The organism is Microcoleus sp. Pol7_B2 (assembly GCF_036701035.1).
In the GTDB taxonomy this organism is placed as follows: domain Bacteria; phylum Cyanobacteriota; class Cyanobacteriia; order Cyanobacteriales; family Microcoleaceae; genus Microcoleus.
In genome coordinates this window covers 12,340-32,659 of record NZ_JAUBQB010000010.1, presented here as the reverse complement: position 1 = coordinate 32,659, position 20,320 = coordinate 12,340, and the positions used below count along the sequence as shown (strand labels likewise).

The window sequence follows — 20,320 nt, the reverse complement described above, 5'->3', positions numbered from 1 at the left end:
ATATCATCTGTGCTCGATCGACCGAATTTGATAGGATTCAAATCCTACCCTTTACCACCAGACGCACACCACCAGCCGGTGCCATTGTAAAACTGCGGTGTACGGGCAAAACCGCGCGATTTTCTGCAAGTTCTAAAGAGTATCGTGACAGCACTTTCGCCACTACTAACTTCATTTCAAACATTGCAAATGCCGTGCCAATACAGCGGCGGTTTCCTCCCCCAAACGGCAAATATTCGTAAGGCGAAAATTGCCTTTCTAGAAAACGTTCTGGTTTAAAACATTTTGGTTCCGGGTAAATATCCGGTCGATGGTGGACCAAATAAATGCAGGTGGAAAGTATCATTCCTTGGGGAATCTTATAACCCATTAACTGCATCGGAGCTTGCAGAAGGCGCGGAAATGCAAAAAATAGCATCGGATAAATCCGCAGCGTTTCGCAACATACAGCATTCAAATATGGGAGTTTGGTTATTTCCGCCGGCTCGCAATTTTCGACATCAATAGAATTGAGTTCTTGCAGCAGTTTTTCACGGACTTCTGGGATGTAGTGAATCCAATACAAAGCCCAGGCTAAAGCTGTGGCTGTAGTTTCGTGTCCTGCGAATAAGATTGTCATTAATTCATCCCGCAATTCAACGTCGCTCATCGGCTGTCCCGCTTCGTCACGAGCTGAAATTAACAAGCTCAGGATGTCTTCGCCCAATGGTTCAGACTGAGTTTTGCGATCGCGGATTTCTTGATAAAGCAGTTCATCTAAACGCTGTCTTTGTCGAATAAATCCTCCCCACGGACTCCAAGCACCTAAATCTTTTTGCAACGACTTGACAAACAAAAAGGTAGCGCTTAATGGATTGCTAAACAGGCTGAACATATTAGTAATTAATTGCTGAATTTGCTGGTAGCGTTCTCCTTCGCTCAGCCCGAAAATCGTGTGCAGAATTACTTCCAAGGAAATTTCCTGCATAGTTGATTGCGCGATAATCGAGTTACCAGGAGTCCAATTATTAATTACTTTTTCGGTTGTATCGCGGATGATTTGTCCGTAAGCTTTCATGCGTTCACCGTGAAAAGGTGGCATTAAAAGTTTGCGCTGCTGCAAATGTCGAGCGCCATCTAATAAAAATAACGAATTCGATCCTACTAAAGGTAGCCCTATCTGATTTACTGTACCGGATTTAAATAGTTGGGAATCGGATGTAAAAATTTCTTGAATAGCTTGAGGATTGCTAATAATTACTTGGGGCGGAAAGTTGCTGAATTTGCTGGTAAAAATGTCGCCATAGCGTTGATAATTATTATCTAAATAATACAGAGGATTTAAAAGTCCCTGCACTGTCTGAACAACTCTAGCGTCTTTAGGGCCGTCTAGCAATTTGTTGGTAGCATGATTTTGAGATTGAGAGTTTTCTGTGCGGATAGTCATTTGTTTTTCTCATAGTTTTAGGGTTTCACAGGACTAATCAAAGCATAAGTCTTATTTCCAAAAAATCTCAAATCCCTCAGCTATTGAAAAATAGTACGCGGTAGGCATCATAAATTAGTACGGCAATAGTAGGATACAGAGTAACTCCCAGGCCAAAAGCTCGTTCTATCGGCTCTTTGAGATAGCCTATCCAAAACGCTATTCTTCCCAAAACAAACAAAGTTGCCAAAATTGGAATCAGCTTGATGCTGTAAGTATCTAAAAAGGTAGAAAGGATTAAACTGCCTACAAAAAACAGCACAAATTGCTCTAGAGTGTTGCTCAGATAACGCAAATGAATCCGCATTGCTTCTGATTCGGCATTCGCTAAAGGGTTGATGGCTGGGCTGCTAAATCTACCATTACCAACTGCAACTATGCCTGCAAATAACATCAGTACCGGAAAAATTTGGCAGCGAAGGCTGAAAATTAGGCGCGACTCTGGGGTATTTAATAGGGGTAGGGGCAGCGCTATCAAAAAATAACCAATCAGTACAAAAGTAAGGCAGAAAATTAAGGCATAAATGCCTCGCCAAACAACTATTTGCTGTTGTGGATTGAAGCTGGGTAAATTAATCATTGTTTACAAAAACCAAACTTTATTATAGCTTTTTTATACCTAGAGATTTTACGTAAACCCGATCGCACCTTGGCGTCTCCACACCAGTTGCCGGTAGATATCCACTATTTTCGTACATTTTCACAGCTTCTTTGAGAATGCTGGCAGTTTCTATCCAGATTTCCTCAAAGCCGCGAGCAATAATTTTACTTTCCAATTCTTGCAGTAAAAATTTCCCCAAACCTTGTCCTCTTGCTGCGGGCAAAATATACATTTTGCGAATTTCCACAGCATTATTTCCGCGCTCAATCGGATAGTAAGCCGCCGTACCCACTATTTTACCCTGGCGTTCAACTACCCAAAATTCGCCCCCTTGATTATGATAATGTAGTTCTACATCATAGACATCTCGATCGGCCCCGTGAGGTTCGCATTTTAAACCGTACTCTGCTAAAACATCCCTAATTAAATAGAACGCCTCAGCGCGATCGCGCGTTTCCCAGGAACGAATTAAAAAATCCAGATGTTGGGTTTTCATGGGTTGTTGCAACGTATATTTATTTTTTGACTTGAGCAACTGTAAAATTAGTTGTTTTTTGTATTTTACAGTCTTTAAATGCACCTAGATTTTAACTGTGAATTCTCGGTTCGGGATGAAGACTTGCCAGCAACTCGCTCTCTACTAATGATAATTCCTCCAACCTCTGCATCACAATATCCCGATCGAAATAAGTTGTTGCCAAAATCCAATATACACCGTAATGGCGCGCCTCCGAAGCCATCAAACTGCGGTAAAACTTAGCTAATTCCGCGTCGGGACAGCGATCGCCCAGCACCCCCAACCGTTCGTGACTGCGGGCTTCTATCAAACCAGAAACCAACAAAGAATCCAAAAGTCTCTCCGGTTCCTGCTTGCGAATTTGGGCGGACAAACCAGCACCGTAGGGAGGTGCAGCCAAAGGGCCTAAAGCAATGCTGCGCTTTTCTAACCGCTGGTTGACTTGCTCGAAATGCTCTAATTCTTCGCGGGCGATCGCCGTTAGCATCCTCACCAATTTTTCCCTTGCTGGGTAGCGAAACATTAAATTTAACGCTACTCCCGCTGCTTTCCGTTCGCAGTGAGAATGGTCTAATAAGATGGTATCCAAATGGGCGATCGCCTGTTGCACCCAAGCTTCCGAAGTCGGCTGTTTCAAAAACTTAATAGTTGGCAGTGTTGAAGTCATACCATTTTAAATTTGAGATTTGAGATGAGGAATGATATCGTTGACCTTGGCATCGGAACAATAGGCAACCGAGGACACGGCATTGCCGTTTCCCTACCCCAAAATAATCTATCTTCCTTGATGAAAAATGTAACCATCGCCCGATTAATTGTAGGGACACGGCAATGCCGTGTCCCTACTTTTCAAAATTGATTTTACACAATTTTTCCAACACCGCATACATATCACCCGCAAACTTTTTCGCATTCCACAGGGGCGACAAATTTGCTGGATCTTTAGATTTCACCAACTGTGCTTTAATTGCATTTCTCAATTCACGATCTTTACCCAATTTTACACCCACTTCCACATATTCCGACCAAGACAAAGCCACACCTGTTTCAATTCCCAAAGTCTGCAAAAACGAATAACCCATTCTCGACAAAAATTGCTCTCCTGTGCGAGTCACCACTGGCAAATTAAACCACAAAGCCTCTAAAGTGTGAGTTCCTCCGTTGTAAGGATAAGAATCTAACAAAACATCGGCCAGCAAATAGATAGTTCTGTGTTCTTCCTCAGTAGCAAACCTTGGCAAAAACTTAATTCGGTGCTTGCTCACTTTCTCAGCTTCGCAAGCTTGGTGATATGCAGCCTCAAACACCGCAGCATCGCCTAAAGCTTTGTGAATTAAAATACTGTTTGGCACTTGTTTGAGAATCGCAATTTGTGCTTTTACCAACTCGCTATTGAATTTTCTGCCGGGAGCGACGCAGAGGTAAACTATCTGATCTAAGCCGATCCGGTGCGACCTTCTCAATGCAACGGGATCGACTCCATATCTCTGAAAACCGGACACTGCTACAAAGGAATTAGGCATCCTAATTAGCTGCTCGTCATAATATTTTTCCCGTTCTGCTGGGTGCGAGTGCCAGTCTGTAAGAAAGTAATTTTCCGGCGATATGTAAGGGGCGTCAAATCCCAGCCAAGAAACACAAACTGGTGCGGGTTTTTGGTAGAGAATGTCAGCGTGAACTGGTACGCTGAGAGAATCTAAATCAACTAAAACGTCCAATTCATCTTGCTGAATTTTGTCGATAATTTCTGCGGAATTGGCAAGTCCGTTCGGGTAGGTTGTCGGAAAAGTCAGTTTGCCCCAACTTTCAAATTGCTGAGTGCGATCGTCAGGAATAATTCTTTCGGAAGCGTACAAATACACATTGGGTGTGATGTCGGACAATTCGCGAATGATGTCAGCGCTGCACCAACCTACAGAATGGCGGCTGAAGTGATTGGACAAAAAGCCGATTTTTAACTTGCTGGATGGGGCACTTGGTTTGAAACTGTAATTTGCGGGTTGAGAAAAATTAGGTTTAATACATTGGTCGATATACTTTTGGGAAATTAATCTGTAAAGTTTTGAGTTGGCCGCCAAGTCATCTCGCAAATAGGGCGTGCTGAATAACAAGTTTGCATAAAGCGATTTAATTTCCACCGGGCTAGCGGTTTCTAAGTTTTGCTGCAAGTATGACTCTAGCTCTAAAAATCGATCGCCCGCAATTTGATTTAATCCCGACACTTGATAGGTGCTGATGAAGTAAATCGCGGTCATAATTGGATCGGTTTCGGCACACATTTGGCTGTATTGGTGCACGGCTTGCCGCGCGGCAGCTAAATCGCTAGTATCTCTGAGGATGCCGCACAAATGTTGGTGGGCCGAAATAAAATCGGGTTTAATTTCTAGGGCTTTTTGAAGGTTGGGTATTGCGTCTTTAAATTGACCCTGGTGGCGCAAAACTCGGCCAATTTGACAGTATGCTTCGGCTAAATCAGGTTTAAAAGCGATCGCCTGCTTCCATGCAGCCACCGCCTCATCTAACTTCCCTTGCTGCGCTAATTTATCTCCTAAATTTAAGTGAAAATCTACCTGAGCAAGGTGGGGATTGAGTTCGAGAGCTTTTTGCTCGTATGCTACCGCTGCATCCTGCTGCCCCTGCTGCTTCAGTGCCCCTGCCAAATTCCAGTAAGCAGCAGCCAAATTTGGTTTAAGTTCGATCGCCTTTTCGTAATTGACAATAGCCTCCACCAAATGCCCTTGTTTGTACAGCATACTGCCCAAATTAGCATAAGCCTCAGCAAAATCGGGATTCAGAGCGATCGCCTCAGAATAAAACCGCATCGCTTCCTCAATTTGGCCGCTTGCTTGCTGCACATTGCCCATTGTCACGTAAGCCGCCGCCCAATCCGGTTGCAATTCCAGAGCTCGGCGACAAGCAGCGACGGCTGCTGCTAAATTGCCTTGAGAGTAATAGGTTTCTGCAACGACTGTCAGCGATGCAGCATCTTCAAATTGGGGTGTTTCGGATTGGTTGGGAAAATCGGAATTCATTTGGCGGCCTATCTGTGCTATCAAGTTAAAGGTTGAATCTATATTATTTTGCAGAGTAGCAGTTTTAGCGGAATTACGGGCGATCGTCACAGAGAATTTATGAGCGACAAGCAAACGACACAGCGCCAACATAACATCAAGTGGAAACCAAACCTCCTGCTGGGGATACTCTTGTTAACCTTAGCAATCCCCTTACCCTTTGCCCAAAAGACTTTCGCACAGCAGCAGCAGACAGCCAGCTTTCGGCAGAAATTATTTCAAACGGCTCTTTATTTCACCCTATATTTTGAGGGTGGATTCAGCAATCACCCCGCAGATAAGGGCGGCAGAACTTATCGGGGCGTTTTGCAAACGGAATACAACGCCTACCGCTACAGTCGTGGGCTTCCGCCCCTCGATGTGACGCAGATGTCGGAAGCAGAGCTCCTAGAAATTTATAAATATTACTGGGATTCGAGCCTCTCGGGCACGATGCAGCCGGCTTTGGCGATCGTCATGTTTGACACCGCCGTTAATTTCGGTATTAATAACTCAATTACCTTTCTCCAGCAAGCATTAGGATTGCCGCAAACTGGAGTTTTTGATGCCCGCACCAAGGAAGCGCTGAAAGGGGCAAATAACAGAAATACCGCGCTGCAAATGATTAACGAACGAATTATTTACCGCTACAAAAGGGTGCAAGAAGATCCGACTCAGATGGCTTTTTTCCGGGGTTGGCTGAGTCGCGATTACAGTTTGTGGGGGTATGTGAATAAGATTAAGAATTAAGCAGGGCTGATTCATTTTCTCAAAACTGTAGTAGTCCCACGACAGGGGTTTACACCCCTGTCTCATTGACCCGATAGATGCTATACAGTCAACCCATTTGGATTAGCTGTTGTCGTCAAAATGTGCTCCACTTGAGCCGGAGTTAAAGTCGGATTGGCATTCAAAACTAAAGCCGCTACACCCGCTACCTGTGGCGTTGCAAAAGACGTGCCAGTTAGGGTGGCATAGTAGTCATAGGGAGTTGTAGAATAGATGTCTACTCCCGGAGCAACTAGGTAATCCAAAGGTGTGGAACCCGCAGCGTTCGAGGTGTCAGCCATCCTGCCGTTTATATCAATACTGCCCACGGCAATTCCCCAGCGATCGGCATTACGAGCTGGATAAGCTGGTTGGCTAAAACCCAAATTTCCTGCTGCTATCACCACAACAGAGCCTTTGTTATTTGCATACTCAATTGCGTCATTCACCAGTTTGGAAGGGTAAAACTCATTTCCCAAGCTGAGGTTAATTACATTTGCTCCATTATCAGTAGCATAGCGGATTCCAGCAGCAACATTATTCACCTCGCCGCCACCAAAGACGGGCAACACTCTGACAGGCATAATCTTGGCATTGTAGGCAACTCCTGTGATGCCAAAATCATTTCGTTCCGCGGCGATCAAACCTGCTACGTGAGTGCCGTGACCATCGGGATCTAGATCGATTGGGTAGTTGTCATTATACACAAAATCCCAACCCCGAATATCATCAATAAATCCGTTGCGATCGTCATCGATGCCATTTTCCGCAATTTCATCAGCGTTATCCCAAATATTACTATCCAAGTCGCTATGGTTGTAGTCAACACCAGTATCGATGACAGCTACAACAATCCCATTTCCTGTAATGTTCTGCTCCCAAACATCGGGCGCATTTATAGTGTCTACCCCCCAATTATTATCGCTCAAATTAGGAACATCATAGAAGAGAGTTGAGCGGTTTAGGGTGCGGGTAACTGCTGCATTTGCATTGACTAAACCGTAGCCGTAATTGCCATTAAAAACACCGTTAGGTGTAGGAATATCGGGCAAGACAGGAACAGGTGTTGCAGAAAGAGTCAGGTTGTAATTGGTAGAGTCGCCTAGGAAGCTAGAGACTCGGACATAGTAGGTCCCTGGAGGCAGGTTGGATAAATTAATCACATCCGGGATGGTGTCACTCTCAAGAGAGTAGCCAATTAATTCACCATCTTCCACTACACCGTTGCCGTTTATATCTTGAATTAGGTCTACGTCAGCATCCGCCGTCAAACCGTCGAGACGCAAGCTAAAATTGCTATTAGTGTTGATATCGAATCGGTAGAAATCATCGGGATCGCCTGTCCCCACGAACTCAGTTAAGCTGATGCTACCGTTCTGAACGCCAACAACATTACGAGCTGTAAAAAGAGAGTTATCTGAATCGGCGAAATTCAACTGATAGGCAGATATCGTTCCTATTAGGGGATCTGTGTTTGGGCTCGCTGACTGTGACTGCGGTTTGAGTTGAGCATCGCTCACAGACTCATTGAAGTCAGGGCTGGCATTAGGTACAAGAAAATTCGCAGTTTGTGTCTGTGGGTCGGTGCTGAATGCTGGGAGATTAGGAAAGCTAGATTCAGCACTATAACTAGAAACCTTGAATGGCTCGATCGCTCGGTTGAGCAAGTCGTTGTTAACCGGAAATGCTGATGTGGCGATATCCTTTGGCTGTTGAAGGCAAGAAAGGCGATGATCGGTAGGATTCGTCTTGATGTCTAACATAAATTAAAAAAAATGGTAACTTTCAAAAAATGTGAAGTTTTTTGTGGTCAACACTTTAGTCCTTATTATTGACATCTGTAACTTCGGGTTCTGCTTGAATAAAATACAAATTGCTGCCGCTGATTCCCACTGAAGAACTTTAGGAGGGCAACCACAGGATTGCCCCTACGCTGGAGGTAAATCTAAAGCAACACAAAATCCGATGCAGTAATCGAACTATTCAACCCAGTCACAGTTGCCAAAACTCGATCGGTGGATATAACTTTCAGCACTGTTCCTTCCGCAGTTTGACTAATTTCTAACTGCTGGAAAGTCAAACTGTTATCGAGGGCAAATTTATCGATACCCACCTCAAAATCAACCACCGTATCCGAGCCGATACTTGAAGTTAACAAAAAGCGATCGCTCCCGCTACCTCCAATCAGAAAATCGTTGCCATTTTCGCCGCTGAGAAAATCATCTCCCAAACCGCCAAGCAAAGTATCCTCTCCCTTGCCACCGTACAAACTGTCATTGCCGATACCGCCGTCCAAACTGTCAGCACCGCGGCCTCCAAATAGGATATCATCACCACTGCCACCTGTCAGCGTATCGAGTCCCCGCCCACCGTAAATCGTGTCATTGCCGCCGCCACCATCGAGGGAATCGCTAGCTTTTCTGGCACTGATAAAATCGTTACCGCTGTCGCCGATTAAAGTATCGCTATCATCAGTACCGACAAGATTTTTGCCCTCAGCGCCGAGAATTTCAGGAGAAGTATTGACAACTTCCACATCACCTTGCACAACTGGAACAGCGGGTTGAGCCGGTGCTGGAGTTCCTTGAATTTTGGCAGTTAAAAATTCGCCAGTATTTTCGGAAACTACCTGTGCGATTGGTTTTGTGCCAGCGGCCGCTTCTTCGAGGGCGATCGAACTTTCACCTAATGTCACCTTTTGGACTTTAGCAATTTCCGAGGGAATAAACTCAGGCAAAAAGTTAGATTTAACATTATCCGTGCGTTGATTAGCCTCAGCCATTACCTTCGCCGCTTCCGGGGCAATTTGGGAAAGTTTTTCAGTGTTGAGATTGGTGTCAATTTCTTTGACCTTGGCAACAGATTGCTCGATAATGCTTTCTACCTGTGCCGCATCGCTCAAATCCAGGGAACCACCGGATTTAATTTTACTGTTAATTGCCCCGACAACAGCTTTGACGATCGCAGCATTATCAGCCGTAGATGCACCGTCTATGAGGCTGCTGGTTTGGATAATGACGTTGTGGACTTTTGTCATGGCGACTAGACTTTCAACGCCGCCCGGTTCATTTTTGGCTGTAGAGGCGATCGGATCTAAGTCGCTCAAGTCAACTCCCGCAGGAATAGACAGAGTAGATTTAACTTTTGACTCGGCTTCACTCTGCGTCATTCCCCCAGCCATCAAATCAGTTACCAAACTGGTTAACAAAGTGACAACATTAGCATCCGCAGGTGCAGAAACAGGCATTTCCAGCGGCAAACCTGTCGCAGTATCCGTCCCACCAAAAGCAACTAAATTGCCTTCATCTGCATCGATTTTCCCATTTTTATTTTTGTCGAAAGTCTCCAAGGGAATATCGAGCTGATATGCACCGTTAAAGTCAGTAGTAGTTGATGGTTCGTTACTATCTTTAATGCCATTTTTGTTAGCATCTAGGAAGATGGTTGCACCGGAGATGTAACCATCAATAACAAAGCCGTCGCTCATACTAGAAACGGTCGTCTGAAGAAGAGGATCGTCATCGTCAGTATTGGTAACGTAAATAATTGATGTATTTAACCCGGAGTAATTGGGATCGGCGCTAACAGCAGGGTCGGCAATAATACTGTAATTTTGATCTCCATCCCATACACTATCATCAACGCCTCTTACCCTCACGATCTGCCATAGATTCCAATTAGTAGAATTGAAGGTAACAGTTGGCCTGTAAATTACTCCTTCTCCCACACTATCGGTACTAAAATTAATACTCACATCAGCAGTAGGTGGGCTGTTGAGTTTGACAGTGAATTGGTCTGTGCCACCTGTTTCTGAAGTGACTAATCCCGCTGGTGGATTAATAATAATGTCTGGAGTTGCAAGTATCAGTGGGGGCGTCCCTAGTGTCGGCGTCACTGGCGTCACTGGTGTCGGCGTCTCTGGCGTCACTGGTGTCGGCGTCTCTGGCGTCACTGGTGTCGGCGTCTCTGGCGTCACTGGTGTCGGCGTCACTGGCGTCACTGGTGTCGGCGTCACTGGCGTCGGCGTTGGTGTCTCTGGCGTCGGCGTTGGTGTCTCTGGCGTCGGCGTTGGTGTCGGCGTGACTGGTGTCGGCGTCACTGGCGTTGGCGTCGGCGTCACTGGCGTCGGCGTTGGCGTCGGCGTCACTGGCGTTGGCGTCGGCGTTGGTGTCGGCGTCACTGGCGTCGGCGTTGGTGTCGGCGTCACTGGTGTCGGCGTCACTGGCGTTGGCGTCGGCGTTGGCGTCGGCGTGACTGGTGTCGGCGTTGGCGTTGGCGTCGGTGTCGGCGTCGGTGTCGGCGTAGTGTCGTTATCGTCGATCGCCACTATCACCCCTGGCACCGAAATTTCGTTATACTTAGCATCAGTGCTGGTTGCAGTGTGAGTAATATTAGCGCTGTCTGTACCTTGGGCAACTGTATCGTCAACAGCTTTTACCGTAACGGTTTGAGCAACATTCCAATTATTTGGAGTGAAAGTCACAGGGGCGATCCGCTGAATCTGATTATTGGTTGTGAGAGTGATGGTAACGGGGGCTGTTGGCTGCGACTTTAATTTGAGCTGGTAACTGCCATTCGCGCCGCCTTCTGTAACTTCCGTTTCGGTAAGACTAACAGAAACACCAGCCGTATCATTGTCCTCATTGCCGCTACCATCCGCTACATCATCGTTTTTGTTGAGCAAAACCGAGACGTAGCTAGATTCTTCAGTATCGTTTGTCGTAGTTAAGTCTGTCTTGCCGTCAGCATTAAAGTCCCCAACAGCAATGACAAAGGGATCTTCCCCAGCCGAAAAGTTGGCGGGCGCACCAAAACTGCCCGTACCATTTCCCAACAAAATGGAGATACCATTGCTCGTCACAGCTAAGTCTGATTTGTTATCGCTGTTAAAGTCCCCAACAGCAACACTATTGGGAAAGTCCCCCGCATTAAAGTTAGTGGGATCCCCAAAGCTGCCTTTCCCTGTCCCCAACAGGATTGATACGTTTTTAGATTCGCCGATGTTTGTTACAGCTAAATCTGGCTTGTTATCCCCATTGAAGTCCCCTGTGGCGAGCCCGATCGGATCGTTCCCCGCCTTAAATTTAGTAGGAGTCCCAAAGCTGCCTGTCCCTGTCCCCAACAGGATCGATACATTATCAGAAGAGTCTATGAAAGCTAAGTCGAGCTTGCCGTCAGCATTAAAGTCTTCCACGGCGAAAAACCGCGAATTCGACCCATTAACATTAAGGTTAGTAGGAGCCCCAAAGCTGCCTGTACCAGTTCCTAACAGGATCGATAGATTGTTATTGCCTATCGTAACTAAATCTAGCTTGCCGTCGCTGTTAAAGTCACCCGCACCAACACCAAGGCCATACTCTGACTTCCCATCAGCTTCCCCCGTATCAAAGCTCGTGGGAGTGCCAAAGCTACCTGTGCCATTTCCCAACAGGATGGCTACTTGACCTACATCTGCGCTGTCCGTCTTTACAGAAGCTATGTCGAGGTTGCCGTCGCTGTTAAAGTCCCCTAATGCCAGACTTATGGGCGTAAAGCTGATGTTAAAGTTGTTGGCAGTGCCAAAGCTGCCAGTGCCTGTCCCCAACAGAATCGAGATGTTGTTAGTTCCTTGATTGGCTGTGGCGAGATCTGGCTTACCGTCTTTGTTAAAATCTGCTACAACAACGTCACTCGGCCCTTCGCCGACAGGGAAGTTGGTTGCGGTACTGAAGATAGACATGATTAATTTACCTATTAATTGACAACACTCGTTTCTGATGTTTGGAGTTGTAAAGTCGAATCTGCGAGACCCTAATTTGGCAATGTACTCTCTAGTTAAAAGTTGTCTTTGAGATAGTACCAGTAACTACTTAAAACGTCAATTCATAAAATTCATAACATAAAGTCATAAAAGTCATATTGGTAAAAATATATTTCAATAAGTAGACAATCTAGCAAATTTAAGAGAAATCATATATAACAGAAATCTAGGGATATAAAAATGCGTGGCTCCTGTACAAATCACTTAAAATATGAAGCTATGACAGTAGAAGAAGCAATATTGTTTTTGGACAATCTGGTATACGAACAAACGGAAAAACACCTAAGTCGGTTGCAACAGTCGATAATTCGCGGCGTTGTAGGGGGTTTGACCTATCAAGAAATTCAGCAAAACGATCCGATCGCCCGTGGGTACACAGTGGGCTACCTGGGGCGGTATGTCGGCTACAACTTGTGGAAAGATCTCACCAAGATACTGAAGCAAGCAGAAATTATTGGACAAGAAGAAAGAGTCGTCGGAGCAAATCTTTGGGACTGCATCATGAGAGCTGTACAAAAAGGCACACAACCAGCTAATTCTGTCGATCCCATGTTGCAAAAGCTGCTGCGGATGCGTTACCGAATTAGAGAACATTTGGTCAGCACCGAGTACAGCGATACCTATCTGGCTGAAGATGAAAATTTGCCCGATCGACCTTTGTGCCTCGTCAAGCGCCTGAAAAACCAGTCTGAGAGAAGCAGCCACCTATTCGATCGAGAAACGCGCGTTTTATATCGATTGGGCCAACACGATCGGATACCAGAATTGTTAGCTCGCTTTGAAGAAGATGGATATTTTTATTTAGTCTATCAATTCATCGAAGGGCAACCCTTGTATCAAGAACTAATCGAAGGTCAACCCTGGGAAGAAGATATGGTTATTGCTTTGTTGACAGATGTTTTGGAAGTGCTTGTATTTGTTCACAAACAAGATGTAATTCACCGCGACGTTCACCCTCAAAACTTAATCAGGCGGACATCAGATGGCAAGATTGTATTAATTGACTTTGGGGCAGTTAAAGAAATCAACACTTCACAAAACAGCATCGGTCAAACGAAATCGCGCGGCGGTACTCAGCAAGACTACATTCCCCCCGAACAAGCCATCGGTTCACCGAAATTTTGCAGCGACATCTATGCTGTCGGGCTCATCGGGATTCAAGCCTTGACAGGAATGCGCCCGAAACAACTCAGAGTTGATAATTTAGGCAATCTCATCTGGCAGAAAAATGCAACTGTCACCCCGGAGTTGGCTCGCGTTTTAGACAAGATGGTGCTCTACGCTTTCCCCCAGCGTTACCCCTCAGCAACCGAAGCTTTGCAAGCACTTCAAAATTTGGGAGTTAGTTGACTGTTGTCGGTTGACAGTTGACAGTTGACAGTTACCAAACCCGACTTTAATCTCCCCTCTTTAGTCCCTCTCTGCTGGGACTTTTTTTGTGCAGTAGCGGTTTCAACCGCCGAGTCTTATCTGTTCTGCCGATCGCATTTCCCACAGCCACAGCAACCGGTTTACAATGCGAGCGATCTTGTTGCCGATCGACTAATCCGCTACTATTACGCCTCGATGTACTGAGTAAAAACACTCGGTCTTGCCGCGTGATCGGGTCCTAATTTCCAAGGAAGAAGGCTGAAGCCTTAAGCAACAAGGCTCACGGCTTAAGGCACAAGCAACAAGCAACAAGCAACAAGTAATTTTTTGTTTTAACTTACAAACAATAAAAATTGTTAAATTCTGCCGAAAGCCTTCTACATAAGATCCTTCAAGCTTATGTTGACTATCTATCTAAAGTTAGATAATATAATTGATATTTTATGCTTAAGAGCTTGGAGAAAATTTTAAGCAGCTTTGTATAGCGGGCAACAATATCACTAGAGTGTTTATTGTTACCTTAGATACGTAGAAACCCAATAATTAGAGGGATCGAGAAATTGGAAGTTTTTGAACGAGCACAACAACGGCAAACGCCCTCAACCCGAATGGCTGCCGTCCAGTCTTTTGCCAAAAAAGCGAGTATTGCAGTAATGGCGATCGGCTGTACAGTCATTTTGGGTTGGATATTCGATCTGCAAATGTTAAAAAGCATTCTGCCCGGACTCGTGACCATGAAAGCCAATACTGCGGTCTGCTTTATTTTGGGCGGGTTTTCTCTATTCATCCAACAGATCCGGCACGCCAAATTAACAGCAAAAAAGTATCACAAAAAATACAAAAAATTAATTTTATTGCCATCATTTTTAATTATATTAATTAGCCTATTAACCCTAGTTCAATATAGCTTTAATTTAGACTTAGGCATCGACCAACTGGTATTTAAAGAAAGTTATACCGTGACAATCCCCGGCACACCAGGACGCATGGCGCCGAATACTGCTGGTGCTTTTTTATTGCTGGGAACAGCGCTGCTGCTGCTGTCAGAACGTCGGCCTAAATACCTGCGGATTCAAATCTTAAGCTGTTCAGCATTTTTAATTGCATTTATGGGTTTGATAGGCTATTTCTACGACAAAGCTTTATTTTACCAAATTGGCAATTATACAGGAATGGCTTTGCACACTTCCGCAGGATTTATTTTGCTGAGCTTCGGCATTTTATTTGCCAGTCCAGGCAGAGGATTGATAGCAGTAATGACCAGCGATCGCGCGGGCGGCATCATGGCGAGGCGCTTGTTGCCACGGGCAATCATTATCCCGCCTTTAGTCGGTTATTTCATCCTATCTGGAGAGCGGTTACAAGCCTACACGCCGGAGGTAGGGATATCGCTGTTGAGCGTATTGAACGTGATTATTTTTACAATTCTGATTTGGCAGAATGCCAAAACTCTTTGCACCGCAGACCGGAAGCGCTATCGAGCGGAACTGGGCATTAGGAAAGCTAAATCAGACTTAGAAACTCAAGTTGAGAAACGGACTCTCCAACTGCAACTAGCTAATGAGCAATTGCAGGAGCAAATTTTCGACACTAAAACAACCAAGCAGGCACTTCAAAAAAACTACAACCTGTTGCTTGCCGTCATCAATAGCACGCCAGCAGCCCTATTTGTCAAAGATATTCAGGGCCGTTACCTGATGCTCAATGCTGCGGGAGCCAGTATAATTGGCAAGTCTGTAGACGACATTACCGGCAGAGATGACAGCGAATTATTTCACCCGGAAATTGCAGACAAAATAAAAAAAACCGATCGCCCAATTATGACAACGGGGAGAACACAAGCGATCGAAGAAGACCTGCCAGTCAAAGGAAATTTGCGGACATTTCTTTCTACAAAAAGTGCTTACCGGGACGGACTAGGAAATATTAGCGGTATAGTTACCATCGCGCGGGATATTACTGAAAGCAAAAAAGCCGAAATCGCCAACAGAAGTCTGGCAGCAATTCTGGAAGCAACCCCGGATTTTGTAGGTATCTGCAACCTCGAAGGACGCGCCATTTACATCAACAAAGCAGGCAGAAAAATGGTGGGTATAGACGAAAACGAAGATATATCCAACCTACAAGTTGCAGAATTCACGCCAGCCTCAGCCCGCAGCAATTTGAATCAAGCGATCGCCACCGCTGTTTCCGGGGGCGTTTGGAGCGGAGAAACAACCTTCCTGTCAACATCGGGACTCGAAATTCCCGTCAGCCAAGTCCTCATCTCCCACTCCGCACCGGACGACAAACTCACATACATTTCGACTATCGCCCGCGACATCAGCGATCGCAAACAAGCTGAACAAGCCCTGCAACTGTCTCAAGCTCGTTTCGCCGGCATTGTAGAAATTGCCGACGACGCGATTATTTCGGTGGATGCTGAGCAAAAAATTATCCTGTTCAACCAAGGTGCAGAAACGATTTTTGGGTGGACGGCTGCTGAGGCGATCGGGCAATCCCTGAGCATCCTGTTGCCCGAAGCTTTTGTCGCCCCTCACAGCCACCTCGTCAGTAATTTCGGCGGGGGTGTTAAACAAGCCCGAAAAATGGGCAACCGCAAAGAAATTTTTGCCCGTCGCCGAGACGGTACGGAATTTCCCGCCGAAGCTTCTATTTCCAAACTCGAAGTGGCAGGCGAAATCATATTCACAGCTATTTTGCGCGATGTGACAGCCAGCCGACAAGCCGAAGAATTTGTGCGCCTGAGCGAGGAAAGATATCGATCGCTCGCAAGGGCCACCGCGCAACTGGTATGGATGAGAGACGCCCAGGGAAAGCCGATCGCGCCGATCGACTGGATGGCATATACAGGTCAAAGTTTGGAGGAAGCTACAGACAACTGGGTTTCGGCAATTCACCCAGACGATCGCCCGATCACGGCGCAAGCTTGGATGCGCGCAGTAGAAGCCAAAAGTCTCTACGAAGTCGAGCACCGTTTGCGGGCAGCAGACGGTAGCTACAGACACTTCTGGGTGCGCGGAGTTCCAGTTTTAGCAGCCGACGGCAGCATTCGGGAGTGGGTGGGAACTCACACCGATATTAGCGATCGCGTCCAAGTTTTGGAAGCCCTCAAGCAGTCCGAGGGACAGTATCGATCGCAAGCAGCCGAGCTCGAAAAAGCTGTCCACGAGTTGCACCAAGCACAAACTCAACTAATTCAAACCGAAAAAATCTCTTCTCTCGGGCAGCTAGTCGCCGGCGTCGCCCACGAAATTAACAATCCGATTAACTTCATTTACGGCAACATCACCCACGCCAGCCAATACGCCACAGACTTGCTCGGTTTGCTCCATCTTTACCAGGAAAAATACCCAAATCCAGTCCCGGAAATTGTAGAAGCAGCCGAAGATATTGAAGTCGATTACTTAATGGATGACTTTACGAAGATTTTGGAATCAATGAAAGTAGGAGCCGATCGCATCCGCGACTTAGTTGTATCCTTACGCAACTTTTCCAGACTCGACGAATCGCAAATGAAGCGAGTAGACATTCACGAAGGCATTGAAAGCACGTTGCTAATTTTGCAGCACCGAATCAAAGCTAATGTACTTCGTCCCGCTATTGAGATTATCAAAGACTACGGCAACTTCCCAAAAGTTGAGTGCTATGTAGGTCAGCTCAATCAAGTATTTATGAATCTTTTAGGAAATGCGCTAGACGCCCTCGAAGACTACAACAGCAGTCATTCTTCAGAAGAAATATATTCTCGCCACAACCGAATTCGGATTAGCACCAGTGCGAATTCAGACACAGTAACAATTCGCATTGCCGACAACGGGATGGGAATCAATCAAGAAGTTATTCACAAGTTATTCGACCCCTTTTTTACTACTAAACCCGTCGGCAAAGGCACAGGCTTGGGACTGTCAATCAGCTATCAGATTATAGTTGAAAAACACCGAGGCAAATTGCAGTGTATTTCCACGCCCGGGGAAGGTGCAGAGTTTGTCATCGAAATTCCCATTTGCCAGGAAGTATCAGCGCTGGCTGCCGAAAACACAAAGGAAATGGTCATTAGTCATTAGACAGTTGACAGTTGACAGTTGACTATTGGCAGTCGATAGTGGGCAGTCGATCGTTGATGGTTGTCATTAATCATAAATTTCTCAACGTCTCCCCGTCTCCCCATCTCCCGTCTCCGTCGCTCGATCGCCCTAAATCGAAATAATTCTTTACAATAACAAAGTAACAATCCAATTAACTTTGACAAAATCCCTTGAAAATGCCTGTAAACCAACTTTCTCCAACCGCAGCCTCCACGCAAACACCGACACTTGACTTTGACATAGCCATCGTCGGAGGCGGCATAGTCGGGGCCACCTTAGCCAGCGCCTTAAAAGATTCCGGCTTAAAAATAGCAATAATTGAAACCCAACTCCCCGCAGCCGCCGCAGCCAAAAAACAAGCCTATGCAATCACGCTGCTATCAGGAATGATCTTAGAAGGTATCGGCGTGTGGCAGCAAATCTTGCCGCAAATCACCACCTTCGAGCAAATTAGCCTCTGCGACGGCGACTATCCCGGTGTAGTCGAATTCCACCGCCCGGATTTGGGAAATACTGGCAAATTGCCCGTACCAAAAGCAGCTTTAGGTTACGTTGGCGAGCACCGAGTCATGCTGTCAGCTTTGCAAGAATCTTTGGCAAAAAACCCGAATTTTAGTTGGGTTTGTCCGGCGGAAGTAGTGGAGGTAAAATATTTAACCGATTGCGCCGAAATAGAAGTCAAACAAAACGGCGAAACTCGCACAATTCGCAGCAAATTATTAGTCGCCGCCGACGGTTCGCGATCGCGCATCCGCACCGAAGCCAACATCAGCACTCGCGGCTGGAAATACTGGCAATCCTGCGTTGCTATCACTATTAAAGCAGAAAAACCGCACAACGATATCGCTTTTGAGCGCTTTTGGCCGAGCGGCCCGATGGGAGTCTTACCATTACCGGGGAACCGCTGTCAAGTAGTTTGGACAGCACCCCACGCGGAAGCTAAAGCTTTGCAACAAATGGATGAAACAGAGTTTTTGACTTTGTTGGAACAGCGCACGGGCGGGCTTTTGGGGCGTTTGGAATTGGAGAGCGATCGCTTTTTGTTTCCCGTGCAGTTAATGCAGAGCGATCGCTACGTTTTGCCCAGATTAGCACTAATTGGCGACGCCGCCCACTGCTGCCATCCCGTCGGCGGCCAGGGATTGAATATGGGTATTCGAGACGCAGGGGCGATCGCCCAAATCTTGCAGCAAGCGCACCAAAAAGGCGAAGATATCGGCGATTTGCGAGTATTGAAACGGTATCACAACTGGCGCAAAAAAGAGAATTTAATCGTCTTAGGATTTACCGATTTTCTAGACAGATTATTTTCCAATACTTGGCTGCCAATTGTAGCATTTCGCCGCTTCGGATTGTGGTGTTTGCGGACAATTCCGCCAGTGAGGTTTTTAGCCTTGCGCTTGATGACCGGTTTAATGGGCCGGCCGCCAGAATTAGCGCAAAATTAGAAGAAACCCGGTTTTTTACCATTTATCCAGTAGGGGCGGTTTTTACTCACAATAATTGCCAAAAACCAACAATCTCATAAACCCGCCCCTATCGACTAAATTCATCTGCGTCCATAGCGCGTAGATCCCCCGACATCTGCGTTCACAATCTTTAGAAACCGGGTTTTTTCCCATCTCTTCGCCTGTAACCAAATATTCTCGAAAAAACCCGGTTTCTGGCCACTCATCGAATCATGGTAAAATAAACATAGGTGTTACTGACAACTCCCCACAATGGAAGAAACCCGCGCCCAAGCTTATCGGCAATTGATTCAAGCACTCCTGAATTGCCCCAACGGTGAGGAACCGCAGATTTTACAGGCTAACTTAGAATTGGTAGATGCGGGGTTTCTGCAAGTTTGCGAGGTAGTAGCAGAAAACTTGGCAGAGGAAGGACAGGAAAATCAGGCTAATTATTTACGAAATTTGGCCAGTCAGCTAGGGCAATTCTTGGGGATGAACGATGATGGAGATAGCGATCACTCTGAATCTGAAAATCCCCAAGAGTATTTAGAGTTGATCCGAGACTTATTGCAAGCAGAACAAGATAGCAACAGCGATATTAGAGTAATTGAGGAGATGCTGACCGAGCGGCAACATCTCCTCAATGACCGTTTTGCCGAGATTTTACAGCAAGTTACCCAGAATTTTATTGCCAAACATCCCGAAGCAATTGAATCTATTCTCGGCCTCATTGGAAACTTGAGTATTCATATTAGTGACTTTCCGCTAGGGAAAAGAGCGAATAATCTTGAAATTGCCATTACCGGTTATCAAATACTTTTAAGTAATTGGGAACCCGGAAGCGAAAACTGGGCAGGGATGCAAAATAATCTGGCAACAGCCTACAGTGACAGAATCAGGGGAGAGAAAGCAGAGAATATCGAACTGGCGATCGCATCTTGCACTGCTGCATTAACCGTCTACACCAGCGATGCCTTTCCCGAAAATTGGGCAACGACGAAAAATAATCTGGCAGCAGCCTACAGTGACAGAATCAGCGGAGAGAAAGCAGAGAATATCGAACTGGCGATCGCATCTTACACTGATGCATCAACCGTCTACACCAGCGATGCCTTTCCCGAAAAATGGGCGGCGACGAAAAATAATCTGGCAGCAGCCTACAGTGACAGAATCAGCGGAGAGAAAGCAGAGAATATCGAACTGGCGATC

General features: G+C 46.0%; 11 protein-coding genes and 1 pseudogene. 5 read left to right on the top strand and 7 right to left on the bottom strand.

Annotated features, from left to right (window positions below):
- Window positions 1–37: 37 nt before the first annotated feature.
- From QUA57_RS06120 to QUA57_RS06100, 5 genes are all read right to left on the bottom strand, one after another.
- Complete coding sequence (locus tag QUA57_RS06120; RefSeq protein WP_333060473.1) at window positions 38–1,426, bottom strand: cytochrome P450; 1,389 nt, start codon at window positions 1,424–1,426, stop codon at window positions 38–40.
- Window positions 1,427–1,502: 76 nt separating this feature from the next.
- Window positions 1,503–2,045: an MAPEG family protein gene (locus tag QUA57_RS06115; RefSeq protein ID WP_333060474.1), complete on the bottom strand. Its 543-nt coding sequence runs from the start codon at window positions 2,043–2,045 to the stop codon at window positions 1,503–1,505.
- A 22-nt stretch (window positions 2,046–2,067) separates the two neighbouring features.
- Window positions 2,068–2,562, bottom strand: a complete 495-nt coding sequence (locus tag QUA57_RS06110) for a GNAT family N-acetyltransferase (protein ID WP_333060475.1) — start codon at window positions 2,560–2,562, stop codon at window positions 2,068–2,070.
- Between the two features lie 91 nt (window positions 2,563–2,653).
- Complete coding sequence (locus QUA57_RS06105) at window positions 2,654–3,250, bottom strand: tRNA isopentenyl-2-thiomethyl-A-37 hydroxylase MiaE (protein ID WP_333060476.1); 597 nt, start codon at window positions 3,248–3,250, stop codon at window positions 2,654–2,656.
- A gap of 175 nt (window positions 3,251–3,425) precedes the next feature.
- Complete coding sequence (locus tag QUA57_RS06100; RefSeq protein WP_333060477.1) at window positions 3,426–5,615, bottom strand: tetratricopeptide repeat protein; 2,190 nt, start codon at window positions 5,613–5,615, stop codon at window positions 3,426–3,428.
- Between the two features lie 99 nt (window positions 5,616–5,714).
- On the opposite strand from QUA57_RS06100, the gene QUA57_RS06095 reads away from it, so the two are divergent.
- Window positions 5,715–6,383: a glycosyl hydrolase 108 family protein gene (locus QUA57_RS06095; RefSeq protein WP_333042135.1), complete on the top strand. Its 669-nt coding sequence runs from the start codon at window positions 5,715–5,717 to the stop codon at window positions 6,381–6,383.
- 80 nt (window positions 6,384–6,463) lie between these two features.
- Here the strand turns inward: QUA57_RS06095 and QUA57_RS06090 are convergent, their stop codons facing one another.
- Window positions 6,464–8,164 (bottom strand): S8 family serine peptidase, encoded by a 1,701-nt coding sequence (locus QUA57_RS06090; RefSeq protein WP_333060478.1) that lies wholly within the window; start codon window positions 8,162–8,164, stop codon window positions 6,464–6,466.
- A 182-nt stretch (window positions 8,165–8,346) separates the two neighbouring features.
- Complete coding sequence (locus tag QUA57_RS06085; RefSeq protein WP_333060479.1) at window positions 8,347–12,120, bottom strand: FG-GAP-like repeat-containing protein; 3,774 nt, start codon at window positions 12,118–12,120, stop codon at window positions 8,347–8,349.
- Window positions 12,121–12,381: 261 nt separating this feature from the next.
- Between QUA57_RS06085 and QUA57_RS06080 the strand changes: the two genes are divergently transcribed.
- From QUA57_RS06080 to QUA57_RS06065, 4 genes and pseudogenes are all read left to right on the top strand, one after another.
- Window positions 12,382–13,551 (top strand): serine/threonine-protein kinase, encoded by a 1,170-nt coding sequence (locus QUA57_RS06080; RefSeq protein WP_333250989.1) that lies wholly within the window; start codon window positions 12,382–12,384, stop codon window positions 13,549–13,551.
- Between the two features lie 581 nt (window positions 13,552–14,132).
- Complete coding sequence (locus QUA57_RS06075; RefSeq protein ID WP_333060481.1) at window positions 14,133–17,639, top strand: PAS domain S-box protein; 3,507 nt, start codon at window positions 14,133–14,135, stop codon at window positions 17,637–17,639.
- Between the two features lie 197 nt (window positions 17,640–17,836).
- Window positions 17,837–19,108 (top strand): FAD-dependent hydroxylase, encoded by a 1,272-nt coding sequence (locus QUA57_RS06070; RefSeq protein WP_333060482.1) that lies wholly within the window; start codon window positions 17,837–17,839, stop codon window positions 19,106–19,108.
- Window positions 19,109–19,381: 273 nt separating this feature from the next.
- Window positions 19,382–20,320, top strand: a pseudogene (locus QUA57_RS06065) (hypothetical protein); the annotation flags it as partial.